The sequence below is a fragment of the Bacteroides muris (ex Fokt et al. 2023) genome, assembly GCF_024704895.1.
Taxonomy (GTDB): Bacteria; Bacteroidota; Bacteroidia; order Bacteroidales; family Bacteroidaceae; genus Bacteroides; species Bacteroides muris.
Window position 1 is genome coordinate 94,890 of sequence record NZ_JAMZEE010000011.1, and the last position, 12,485, is coordinate 107,374.

Annotated in this window: 8 protein-coding genes and 4 pseudogenes; 3 read left to right on the forward strand and 9 right to left on the reverse strand. The window is 46.8% G+C overall.

All coding sequences use genetic code 11. The features are described 5' to 3' along the window. Window positions 1-7: 7 nt before the first annotated feature. From M1B78_RS06555 to M1B78_RS06565, 3 pseudogenes are all read left to right on the forward strand, one after another. Window positions 8-554 (forward strand): annotated as a pseudogene (locus tag M1B78_RS06555) (RNA polymerase sigma-70 factor); the annotation flags it as partial. Then, a pseudogene (locus tag M1B78_RS06560) lies at window positions 555-1,094 on the forward strand (glycoside hydrolase domain-containing protein); the annotation flags it as partial. Between the two features lie 217 nt (window positions 1,095-1,311). Continuing rightward, a pseudogene (locus tag M1B78_RS06565) lies at window positions 1,312-1,581 on the forward strand (glycosidase); the annotation flags it as partial. Between the two features lie 502 nt (window positions 1,582-2,083). On the opposite strand, the gene M1B78_RS06570 reads toward M1B78_RS06565, so the two are convergent. From M1B78_RS06570 to M1B78_RS06610, 9 genes and pseudogenes are all read right to left on the reverse strand, one after another. Then, entirely contained in the window at window positions 2,084-2,968 is an 885-nt protein-coding gene (locus tag M1B78_RS06570; protein ID WP_257931402.1) for a TraB/GumN family protein, read from the reverse strand. Between the two features lie 77 nt (window positions 2,969-3,045). Then, window positions 3,046-3,558 (reverse strand): C40 family peptidase, encoded by a 513-nt coding sequence (locus M1B78_RS06575; RefSeq protein WP_136010603.1) that lies wholly within the window; start codon window positions 3,556-3,558, stop codon window positions 3,046-3,048. Next, a complete protein-coding gene (locus M1B78_RS06580) occupies window positions 3,555-4,364 on the reverse strand; it encodes an ABC transporter ATP-binding protein (protein ID WP_136010604.1) in 810 nt (269 codons plus the stop codon). Before M1B78_RS06580 ends, M1B78_RS06575 begins: the two co-directional genes overlap by 4 nt. Before the next feature lie 25 nt (window positions 4,365-4,389). Continuing rightward, complete coding sequence (locus M1B78_RS06585; RefSeq protein WP_176469061.1) at window positions 4,390-5,877, reverse strand: DUF5687 family protein; 1,488 nt, start codon at window positions 5,875-5,877, stop codon at window positions 4,390-4,392. 83 nt (window positions 5,878-5,960) lie between these two features. Beyond that, complete coding sequence (locus M1B78_RS06590; RefSeq protein WP_257940218.1) at window positions 5,961-8,795, reverse strand: M16 family metallopeptidase; 2,835 nt, start codon at window positions 8,793-8,795, stop codon at window positions 5,961-5,963. Between the two features lie 103 nt (window positions 8,796-8,898). Then, entirely contained in the window at window positions 8,899-9,699 is an 801-nt protein-coding gene (gene kdsA, locus M1B78_RS06595) for a 3-deoxy-8-phosphooctulonate synthase (RefSeq protein WP_257940219.1), read from the reverse strand. A gap of 23 nt (window positions 9,700-9,722) precedes the next feature. Next, window positions 9,723-10,649 carry a diacylglycerol/lipid kinase family protein gene (locus M1B78_RS06600; protein ID WP_136010608.1) on the reverse strand — a complete coding sequence of 309 codons (927 nt, stop codon included), beginning with the start codon at window positions 10,647-10,649 and terminating at the stop codon, window positions 9,723-9,725. 59 nt (window positions 10,650-10,708) lie between these two features. Further along, a complete protein-coding gene (gene miaA, locus M1B78_RS06605) occupies window positions 10,709-11,626 on the reverse strand; it encodes a tRNA (adenosine(37)-N6)-dimethylallyltransferase MiaA (RefSeq protein ID WP_257940220.1) in 918 nt (305 codons plus the stop codon). A gap of 314 nt (window positions 11,627-11,940) precedes the next feature. Then, a pseudogene (locus M1B78_RS06610) lies at window positions 11,941-12,479 on the reverse strand (Arm DNA-binding domain-containing protein). Window positions 12,480-12,485: the final 6 nt, after the last annotated feature.

Here is a 12,485-nt window from a genome sequence, read left to right on the forward strand (position 1 = left end):
CTAAAATATGGATGAACATTTCGACTTGACATATAAATCCCTTTTCCGCAGGTATTACTCTAACCTGCTGTTCTACGCCACACACATTGTGGGAGAAGAGGATGCGGAAGATGTGGTACGGGATGTTTTTGTGGAATTGTGGAAGCGGAAAGATACTATAAAGGTGGGGGCAAATCCAAGCTTTTCTGTATAGGGCGGTGTATGCCCGTGCCTTGAACGTTCTGAAGCACCGGGACATTGTAAGTGGCTATGAGGCTGTCATGCTCGAAATCCATAAAAAGAGGGTTGGGTTCTATCAGCCCGACAGCAATGATGTGGTGAAACGGATAGAGGATGCCGAGCTCAGGAGGAAGCTGTCAGATGCCATCAATGAATTGCCGGACAAGTGCCGGATGGTATTCAAACTCAGCTATCTGCATGATATGAAGAATAAGGAGATAGCTGATACGATGGGGGTATCATTGCGTACGGTGGAGACCCACATGTACAAGGCTTTGAAGTTGCTGCGCGACAAACTGGGGTATCTGGACTTGTTGTCGGCCCTGTTTTTCATCGGGAAAGTAAGCCATGAAATCCGTGAGATGACAGTGATGAATATGGGTAACTATGCCCATGGCAACCAACCCATCCAGCACATGATTTACCTTTATAACTACACCGGGGAACCTTGGAAGGCTCAATATTGGCTTCGTCAGGTTATGAACCGCATGTACACTGCCGGTCCCGACGGTTATTGCGGTGACGAGGACAACGGCCAGACTTCCGCGTGGTATGTCTTTTCCGCACTCGGTTTTTATCTGGTCTATTCGGGTACGGACGAATATGTGCTGGGTGCTCCTCTGTTCCGGAAGGCCACACTCCGTTTCGAGAACGGCAGGTCCCTTACTATTGACGCTCCGGATAATTCACAGGAGAACATGTATATCGAGTCTCTCACGGTGAACGGTGTGGATTATTCCAGGAACTACCTGAAGCATGGCGATTTGCTGAATGGCGGTACCTTGAGGTTTGATATGGGCAGCCGGCCTAATATGAAGAGAGGTACGCAGCCGGAAGACTATCCTTATTCTTTCTCGAATGAGCTGAAGAAGTAAAGAGTAGTAATAATATTGTAAGAAAAGGGTTGCTTCGGAAATAAGTTGAGATATCATTTTGTTATTTGCTATCTGTGTTAGGGATGGCTTTCTTGAATCGGGTGAGAATAGATATTTACTTCGTTAGTAATATTGAGCAAAATGATATATTGACTTGTTTTCGGGGGAACTTTTTTTAAAAAGGCTCTAATGATAAAAAAGATACTTTTTTAGTAAGTGCAGCGGTTTTCGTTACTCCATGGAATCGGCTATTCTGGATAAGGACAATCCTGCCAGGTTGCTCTACCGCACCCGTGAGTATCTGCTTGTGCCTGCTGCTCCTTATGAGTTGCAAGGTGATGTTCCCAACGTGGTGCTCCCTTGTGCGGCATTGCAGGATGGAGAACGTGTAGCTGTATGCTACGGTGCAGCCGATACGGTAGTGGGGCTTGCCTTTGGCTATATCCGCGAGATTCTGGAGTTCACGAAGCGCACAAGTATTTTATAAGTACCAAGCAGTGGGCAGGCGCTTGGTATTGCTGAAAAGCGTCTCGCGTAACTGTTTTATACTTAGTGTAATATCACTGCAAAGCTGCTGCATGCTTTTTGCAGTGCTACTGCAAAGCCGTTGCAGCGTCACTGCAAAGCTGATGCAGCGCCACTGCAAAGCTGTTGCAGCGCTACTGCAAAGTAGTTTGCAGTGTCACTGCAGACCGTTTGCAGTAACTTTGCAGAGTGCATGCAATGACACCGGCATGGGCAGCATGCTCACTAACTCCAGATTCCGAGTAGCAGGGATAATAACTTTCGCTTCTTGCGTTCTTATTAAGTCAAAAATGACCATTATCGCTATAACTGCCAAGACCTTGGTGCAAAAGTTGTATATTCTTCGGGAAGTACGATATGGTGAGGGCAGTAAAGTATGTATGTAAACAAAGCGTGATGGTATTTGACCGTCACGCTTTGTATGGCTTGCCATTAAAAGTTGTTAGAGAGAATTGTTAGCGGATTTATTTCATGGCTTCTACGGTGTATCCTTGTTGCTTCAGAAGGTTCAACACTCCGTTGTCTCCGGGCAGGTGTCCGGCGCCGACTACGAAAAGGGTAGGGGCTTCTGTCATGATGGCAGGCATCTTTTCAACCCATGCCTTGTTGCGGTTGTCCAGCAATGCTTCCATCTCTCCGGGCAGCGGGTCGCATGAATTGCCGTCGCGCTCTTCCATCAGTTGCAGCATGGCATCCAAATCTTGCTTTTCATAAGCGGCAATCAGGCGTTTGCTTTGGTCGATGCCTTTCTCAATGTCACTGATGGCGCAGTAGAGGAGGTTTGCCTGGCGTTGCAGCGTCTGGCTGTTGAACAGAATGTCTATTTGTGACTGGGCTGTTTCCAGACCACCAACTTTCTTGCCTTGCTGTCCGGCCTGCTGCTGGAAGTAAGTGTCAAGCTGTTCTTGCGGGTTGAAGCCCGGAGTATGTTTCATGTATAGCAGGACGACAAGCTGCTGGTTGATGGCAGCCGGTTTCAGTTGTGCCAGCATGGCAATGTCCACCATCATGTTTTCCTTGACGGCTTTGCCCACTTCTTCGTATTGTTCGGGAGTAAAGAGGCTTTGCAGCGTGGTGTCTTTGGGCATCATCATCTGCTGTTGCATGCTTTGCATGAAGGCGGGTGTCGCCATTTCGCTCATCACGACCTCCCCGTAGACTTGGGTGGTTTCGTTCATGGCCTGCGGCATGGCGGCAATGCTGTCCTTGATGCTGAGTGGAGAGAGATGGTAAGTACCGAAAATATAGGATGGTTTCTCTAATCCTTTACCGGATACTTTCCATAAAAGTTGTGCATTGGCGCTCAGCGCAATGCTGATGAATAAGAGGATACCTAAAAGTTTCTTCATTGTTTTCTTCTTTTAATTGTTTCTGGACTATCAGTCGGGATAGAGTAAGGAAAATCACAAGAAGGGAAAAATCAGTATTACTTTATTCTGCCTCCGCAGAGCCAGTGTTGGGTGTAATATTTTTCCCGGAGGTTGCTGACTATGACTCCCCGGCTGGTACTGGCATGTATAAACTTGCCGTCTTTGAGGTAGATGCCCACATGTGCCACTTTCTTGCGGGAAGCACGGCTGGTGAAGAACACCAAATCTCCCTCACGCAGGTTGCGGCGGGAGATTTTGCTGCTCTCTTTCAGTTGCCCGTCTGTGCTTCTCGACAGACGGGTGTGGTAAACTTTCTTATACAGTTGCGATACCAGTCCGGAGCAGTCCGTTCCACGTTTGCTGTCGCCACCTGCACGATAGGGCGTGCCTATCCATTCGGAGGCATGGATGTACAGCTTGTGGTTGTCCCGCAGTTCAATATCCACTCCCAAACGGACGGATGCCTGTGCCAGGGCTTTGTAGTCCAGCCGTGGCGCGGAGGTATGGCAGGAACTTAGACCTATCAATATTGCGGTAAAGGTTACTATATAAGAAAGATATTTTTTCATGCTTCCACGTTTTTTTCTTCTACTGTTTTTTCTTCTTTTTCCGTTATTTCTTCTACGGCAGCTTCTGCTTTTACTACCGTTTCTTCTACTACGGCCTCTTCCTCCACGCCGACGTTGAAGTAAGCTTCCAGTTCCTGCTCGGCAGAGTTGCCCTCATTCCGTATATCGCGGATAATAACACCGTTTTCCAGCAATGCAATACGCGGACAAACGTCCACAGTGTGATTCAGGTTATGGCTGGAAATGATGACAGTGGCTCCGTGTTCTTCATTGTATCTTTTCAGCAAGTGTTTGATTACGGCTTGCGAACTGGGGTCAAGGAAGTTGAACGGTTCATCCAGAATCAACAGTTGCGGATGATGTAGCATAGCGGAGATGATGCCTATTTTCTGCTTGTTTCCGGCAGAATAGTTGCGGATGAATTTCTTCTGTCCCATCACTTCGCCGTTCATGAAGCGTTCGAAGGGAAGCAGGCGTTCGTCTACTTCCTCTTTCTTCAGACCATACATCTTGCCGATGAAGTAGAAGTATTCTTCGGGGGTGAGGTAGTCTATCAGGAAGCCGTCGTCTATGAAGGCTCCCGTGAAGCTCTTCCAGTCCTCGCTTTTGCTGACGTCAATGTCATTGATGGTTACATTGCCACGGTCTGCCCGCAGCAAATCAAGAATAAGGCGGAAGAGGGTGGTCTTGCCTGCACCGTTGTTGCCCACCAGTCCCAGCATATCGCCTTGCCCGATGGTGTAGTTCTCTATATCTACGGCCTTTTTTGTACCGAAATTCTTTTGCAAATTGTTGATGTGTATCATGTTAGCGATTGATGTTTAATGATTTCTATTTCTGTCTACTGTCCCTGAAGCCTTCCATATTCTTGTAGCGGCGTTTCATGAGTCGGTGATATACATTCATCAGCCAGAATTTGGAAGTGGCGATAAATGCCACGCCGATGCCGATAAGTATCCAGGGGGTAACTTCCTTGCCGAAAATGGTATTCAGAGCAAAAAGCAGAAGTAAAGGTATGCCGAAGGCGCCTCCTGCAATCAGGTTCTGCAGACCGGTACCTATATTCTGTCGGCTGGTCATTTTGGAATTCAGGTCGGTGGTCTTGTTGTTGTAGACCGCCAACTGGAACAGACAACAGTATACAGCGCCCGGAATGAATATCAGCCATGCAATGCAACCGAGTACGGATACCTTGCCGGTAACCATACCTGGAATCATCAGAATCGTAGGGATGAGCAATGCAATGCTGTACAGTATGTATTTGGCACGCAACAGCGAATAGATGGATTCTTTGCGGCTCATCAGTCCGTCAATGTAGTTGCCTTCGTAGCTCATCAGTCCGCTCAAAAACATGATACCGAAGATGATATAGTTATAGAGAACGAAGAAATCTCTCATGCCTCCGTCATAGATGTCGGAAAAACTGATGATGCAACTGAACATTATTACTACGCCGGTGATGGAATAGAGCGAACGCTTGCAAATTTTGTTGCGAAGCAATAACTTGAGCTCCAGCCTCATGTATTCGCCTATTTCGCCATACCGGTCGAGGAATTTGTATTCGGATACGTGCTTTATCCGTGTATCTTCCACTTTGTTCAGTTCATTGTAGATGAGTTTCTGCATCAGAGTGCGGTTGATGAACCACATGAGGGCGATGGCGACCAGCACACCGATGAATGACAGAATATTGCCGGTGATGAACCCTTCTCCCAGATTGACAAAACAGTCGAAAAGTGGACTGTTGTCCGGAATGAATAGTGCAGCGGCAATGCCACCGTATACTACTGCCGGTAATGCCAGCCACCAGATGCGCTCGCCCATCAGTGTGCGGCACAGCAGGAACCAGTAGTTATTGAATACCATCAGCAGCCAGATGCCGATGCAATAGGTCAGCACACCACTGATTCCATAGAATTTGGTGACGGTGATGATGGAAAACGGAACAAACAGAAACAGCCAGAACAGGTTGAAGCCGTCCAGTGCGGAACGGATTAGCAGGAAATCTATAAGACGGTTCCGTTTGATGGGAAGCAGCAGGTAGGGTTTTACTTCCTGGGTGGGCGTTTTTTGGAAAGGCAAGCGTATAAGGAAATCCAGCACGAGGACAAATATCAATCCGGAGTTCATTACGTGATAGGCTTCTGTGGCACCGCCGTCAAAGGCGAATGCAAAGGTCGTACCGAAGAATATCAGGTAACCGGCCCAGAAGACGAACATGAAGTACATCCAGAATTTTCCGAATTTACTTTTTTCGTACATCGGATTTCGTTTCTCCGCCAGTTTTCCGTGTTTGCGCAAATCTAAGAAAAGACTCATGGTATTTGTATATATATAGTTGGTATGAAAAAGGCTGCGCTGCCTTTCATCGAACAACGCAGCCTTCTGTGTGTATGGCTCTCTTATTCTTTGTCGGGAGTTTCAGGACTGATCATTGATACCTCAATCTCATTCTTCTGCTTGAACAAGTCATCGGTGAATTTCTGAATGTCCTTCACGGTGATGCTGTTGACAATCTGTTCGTAATCCTTTATCGGATTCATGCCGGTGAACAGGTACTCGTCAATGCTTCCCAGCCAGTAGCTGTTCTCCTTCAAGTCTTCGGCATGTTTCTTCAGCATGAACTCCTTCACTTTATTCAGGTCTCCTTCCGACGGACCTGCTTTGGCGATGTTGCCGAGTTCTGCAAAGATAATCTGCATCAGCTTTTCTCTTTTTGCCGGGGCGGTTTCGAATATAATCTGTAGAAGGGCCTTTTCTTTCGGATACTTGCTTAACTGGCCGCCTACATATACACCGTATGTGCCACCTTCGTCTTCACGTACCTTGGCTGTATAAACCAAGTCGAGAATCTGGCTGGTCATATCCAGCAGGATGTCATTTTTTAGGTCGTATTTGCAGTCACCGTTTAGCAGGACAAAATTCGACGCTTTAGCAGTTTCCTGTTTCCTTATGAACTCGTTCTTGTAAACTCCCTGGCGCATGTCGACTTTATTGTCCTTGAATGTTTCGGTAAACTTGCGATTGGTGGCAGGCAGTGCACCCAGGTACTCGGCGATGAGTGGTTTCATTTCCTCTACATTCACATTTCCTACAAAGATAAAGGTAAAATCGCTGGCGTCTTTGTAGCGGTCTTGATACATGGACAGAATCTTGTCATAATCCATCTTGTCAATCATGTCCGCCTTTATTCTGGCTCTTCTGGGATGGTGCATGTAAATACTGGCCGAGATAGAATCACTGAATGCTACCTGGGGATTCATTTCCATATTCTGCAAGGCAGCTTTGTTGCGGTTCTTGTAGGATGCAAAGGCATCGTCGTCACGGCGTGGAGCGGTGAATGTCAAGTAAGTGAGCTGCATCATTGTTTCGAAGTCTTTCGGTGAACAGCTGCCATTGACGGTTTCTGTCTTGTCACCGATACCATAGCCGACAGAGGCTTTTTTGCCGGCCAGGACTTTTTCCAGGTCTACGGCACTGAAATTACCCAGACCACCTACACTCACTGCATCCAATCCGTTGATGTTGATGATTTCCGAGTCGGGGAACAGGGAACTACCGCCCAGGCTGACTCCCTTCATGCGGATTTCGTCTGCCTTGAAGTCTGTTTTCTTGATAATGATTTTGACTCCGTTGGAGGGTGTCAGCGTTGTAGTGCCGAATGTATCGTCCGTCTGTTCGGATACAATCTTTCCGCCTTTCGGGGCTTCGGCCATCAAAGGTTCGTCTGATACCTTGTCTACGTAGGCAGTCAGCTTTTCAGCTTTAATATCCTTCAGGATTTTCTTGATTGCATCTTTTGTCGGCATTTTCAGGCCTTCTTTGTCCGGTCCGAGGATGGCAACCACTTGGTTACTGTCTGTCACAAGGGCTTGTATCATTTGGTTCAGTGCGGCAACCGGAATGGCGGGGGCTATCTGATTGATGATGGTGTATTCGTTCTCAATGCCCGGAATAGGTTCGTTGTCGAGGAAATGGCGGACGTATTCATTCACGTACTCTTCATTCTTGCGTTTGTCACGTTCGTTATAGGCAGATTCCAGTTGGCGCAGATATTCGGCACGGGCACGGTTGTATTCCGTTTCCGTAAAGCCGAATTGGCGGGCACGTTCTGTTTCGCGCAGGAGAGTGGCTATTCCGTTTTCTATGGCATCTTCCTTGCAGACAACGACACCGGTGAAGGCATCTTTGGTTTTGGCTACGAAGAAGTCATCGTCATAAGTGGCGGCATATATATAAGGAGGATTGGCGGTCTGTACCAATTCGTTCAGACGTGCATTCAGCATATTGTTGATGAGAGTGGTTGCATAATTCTGTACCAGATAGCCCATGTCGCCTTTCTGCTCGTCAGGAGTGGCTTCGTGCTTGTTGAAGAAGAGGGCTTGTACATTGGACTGTTCCTTGTCCTGATAAACCAATACGATAGGCTCCTTGTTGTCGTTTACCGGATAGTACTCACGTTTGGCGGCATTGGGCTGGGCGGGAATATCAGAAAACATTTTCTTGATTTGGGCTTCGATGGCATCCACATCTATATCACCAACTACCACAATACCCTGCAGGTCCGGACGGTACCACTTTTCATAGTAGTCTCTCAAAGTTTGCGGTTTGAAGTTCATTACGACCTCCATTGTTCCGATAGGGAAACAAGTGGCATACTTCGTTCCTTCGAACATGACTGGAAGCATCTTTTCCTGGAAACGTTGTATGGCGCTCATACGGGTACGCCATTCTTCGTTGATGACTCCGCGTTCCTTGTCTATTTCCTTCGAGTCCAGAGTTAAATCGTTACTCCAGTCGTGCAGAATCAGCAGGCAGGAATCGATGGCTCCCGGAGTAGTGACCGGCACATTGGAAATGTTGTATACGGTTTCGTCTACGGAAGTATAGGCGTTCAAGTTCTCACCGAATTTCACCCCGATACGCTCCAGGTATTGTTTCAGTGCATCACCGGGGAAGTGGGTCGTTCCATTAAAACACATGTGTTCCAGGAAGTGGGCAAGGCCGCGTTGGTCGGCTTCTTCCTGAATGGAGCCTACCTTCTGGGCAATGTAAAAGTCGGCCCGGTTTGCGGGTTGTCCGTTCTTGCGGATATAATAGGTCAATCCGTTGTCCAACTTTCCGATACGGACATTTTTGTCGATTGGGATAAGCGGCATTTGCTGTGCAAATACCTGCTGAAAATTGCAGCAAAGAATTAATGCTACAATCCATAAACCACGTAATAGATGTTTCATCTTATTATAAATTTAAATTGTTCTTGAACTATCTGTCGGACAGTCCTTAGATAAATCACAACTTTTGTTGTTTTTTTCGGATTCCATTCCGGATAAATGGAATTTATCTGACTGCCTCCCGGATGCGGACTAATTTGGTTAGCAGGTCTTCCAGCAGGTCGAGTTTCAGCATGTTGGCACCGTCACTTTTGGCTACGGTGGGATTTTCGTGAGTTTCGATGAACAGTCCGTCTACTCCTACGGCGACACCGGCTTTGGCTACGGTTTCGATAAGTTGCGGCATACCTCCCGTGACACCACTGGTTTGGTTGGGCTGTTGCAGGGAGTGTGTTACATCCAGAATGACGGGGAAACCGAAGGTCTGCATTTCGGGGATGCCACGATAGTCAATGACTAAGTCCTGATAACCGAAAGTAGTTCCGCGTTCCGTCAGCATGACGTTTTTATTGCCTGCTTCCACAACTTTATCAGCTGCAAAGCGCATGGCAAGCGGAGAGAGGAACTGCCCTTTCTTGATGTTGATGGTTTTTCCGGTTTTGGCAGCGGCTACAAGTAGGTCTGTCTGCCGGCAGAGGAAGGCGGGAATTTGCAGAATGTCCACATATTCGGCAGCCGTAGTGGCTTCTTCGGCTGCATGAATGTCGGTCACGGTAGGTACTCCGAAGGTGGTGTGTATTTTTTGCAGTATTTTCAGGGCCTTTTCGTCGCCGATGCCCATAAAGGAATCTAGGCGAGAACGGTTGGCTTTGCGGTACGATCCTTTGAATACGTATGGGATTTGCAGTTTTTCTGTGATGGTCACGATACGTTCGGCAATACGCATTGCCATTTCTTCCCCTTCAATGACGCAAGGGCCTGCTAGTAGGAAGAAGTTTCCGGCAGGATTATTCTTTAATTCAATCATAAGTTGTTGCTGATTAAGTATTTTTAATTGGGTATAATCAATGTTATCGCTTCGTGTAGTATGCTGATATCCAGCGGAAAATGACGATCGAGAATACGTCCGTCCAAATCGACAGAGGCATTTTGCGCACGCAGCACTTTTACTTTTTGCGTACGGTAGGGCATCACTACCTTGTGGTTCAGAATCCGCCCTTGGATAAGCATCCACAATCCCGACCATAGTTGCAGCAATTCGGGACGGTAAATGACAGAAACATCCAGCCAGCCATTATAGGGCACTGCACTAGGCGCTTGTCCGTATCCCCACGCACTGCCTATGCAGACAGTCATGATGCGTCCGCGTATGTGCTCGCCGTTTATCTTGAGATGCATGCGGTATAGCTTCCGTTCGAAGATAATGGATAGCAGTGCCATGAAGTAGGAGAGGAACTTCACTCCCCAGAAACGCCTGCACTGGTCAGTGATTTTCACGATACGGGCTCCTAAACCTATGTTGATGGCATTGAGAAAGTAGCGTGTCAGATGCTTTTCACCATCGTAATAATAGCAGGTACCCACGTCTATTTTCCGACGGCGGTTGTTGATGATGCAATCCACCGCTTTCTTGTAGTCCGAACTCATTTCCCAATAGTCGGCAAAGTCATTTCCTATGCCATTGGGGATGATGCCAATGGCTATATTTTCCTTGTCTGGTGCATTGGAAAGCATGATGCCGTTAATGACATCATTCAGTGCGCCGTCACCGCCTACAACAACAATGGTGCGGTAGCCGTTGTTGGCAAGGATACCTGCCAGACGTTCTACCGAACCGAACCCTTCGGATTGCACATAGTCGTAAGGAACACCTTTGCTGTCCATGTATTCTTTGATTTCTTTCCACCGTTTCTGCACTTTCCGCGTTCCGGCTTTGGGGTTGTATATCACTCCCAACTTTTTGGGTTCTGCACTCATGATTCTATTTACAATTTGGCTATTTACGATTTAAATCACTTGGTCACTTTCTCATTTTATCATTCTTCCAATTTCTTCTTTACAAAAGCTATCTTTTCTTCCATTGGGCATCGGACATTCATCCAGTGGATGGTAAAACCGCGCCGCTCCATGCCGCGAAACCAAGTCATCTGGCGTTTGGCAAATTGGTGGATGGCTGTTTCCAGTTGTGTGAACATTTCTTCATAGGTTAGCTTGCCGATGACATAAAGTGTCAGATACTTGTATTCCAGTCCGTAATAGATAAGGTCATCCGGTTGGATGCCTTGCTCTATCAGACGGCGTACTTCGTCTATCATTCCTTCTTCTAGGCGCTGGCGTAGGCGGCGGGTGATTTTCTTCCGACGTAGTTCTCGGTCGATGTCAACACCTATGATGAGGCTGTTTAGCTGGGGAAAGGAACGTTCGTCTACTGGGGTATGGGCATAATATTCTTCGATTTCGATGGCTCGTATGGCACGTTTGGCTGTGTCCAGGTCTGTGCTATTGTGCAGGCTTTTGTAACCTTTCAGTATGTCGGTCAGTTCTTCCAGCGATTTGTCTGCTAGACGGGTGCGCAACTCGGAATTCTCGGGTACAGGTAGCAAACGGTAGCCTCTCAGCACTGATTCGAGATACATTCCGGTTCCTCCACATACAACGGGCAGGCGGCCTTTGTGTTTAATACTCTCGTAAGCATTCAAGAAATCACGTTGATACTCGAAAACATTGTACTTATATCCCGGGTCGACTATGTCGATGAGGTGATAGGGAATCTGTTTTCCATCGACGGTATAGTCGGCAAGGTCTTTGCCGGTGCCCAAGTCCATTCCCCGGTAGATTTGCCGTGAATCGGCACTGATGATTTCCGTATGGAGTTTGGCGGCCAAAGCGGCTGCAAATGGAGTCTTTCCCGAAGCGGTAGGCCCTAATATGGCGATTAAATCATAGTCTGGCATATATAAGTTCTTGTTAATCTCACTACAAAGATAGTGCAAACCGAATGCAGAATAAAATGAACTCATTTATTTTTTATGCTAAGGTGTGGCTTATCTTCTTGTTAGTGCAAAGATAATGCAAACTGGGAGTATAATGGAAAGAACTTGCTTATTTTTTTACGTGATGTTATACCTTCTTTTCTACTTTGAAGCAAAAAAAGTGAAAAAGGACGTGAAAACGAGTATTTATCTTATTAAAATGTGTTATGAAACATGCTTTTTTTCTTGGAAAGTTTGTCAATATCCCAAAAAAACGTACATTTGCAATGTGTTTTTCATAGTATTAGATTTAAGGTTAACAAAGGTTGGAGTACAGCGGTACTCCTTTTTTTATGCCCTAAACTGAACTTTGGCACATTTTTGGGGACGGTAATCAGGGCATAGTCCTTTCCGACAAGTTCACGGCATTGGTCGTTATGTTCTTGGATAGTTTGAATAAGTGTACGGACAACTTCCGGTGCTTGGTCTTGTCCGAAGAACTTTTTCTGCAACAGGCGGGCGGTGATGAACTGCCCTTGTTCTTCCAGTTCATTGAAAGTCTGGTGGAGTTTGATTCTTGCATCCTCGATATAAGCATTCAAGTCGCAGGATTTTCGGCTTTTGCCTTTGGCGCACTCCTTCGCCTGATTCCACAAGGCTGGTTCAATGCTTTTGGGATATTGTTTTCCACTCGTACACCGTTCACGGTGATACGCATACATACGGAGGCTTCCCCGTTTTTCAGCAGTTTGGCTTTCTTGATAAAGAAAAGCACATTGAATGAGTCTCTTTTCATGTTCCTACAGTTTTTCGTTGTACAAAAGTAGGAAACCATGCACGC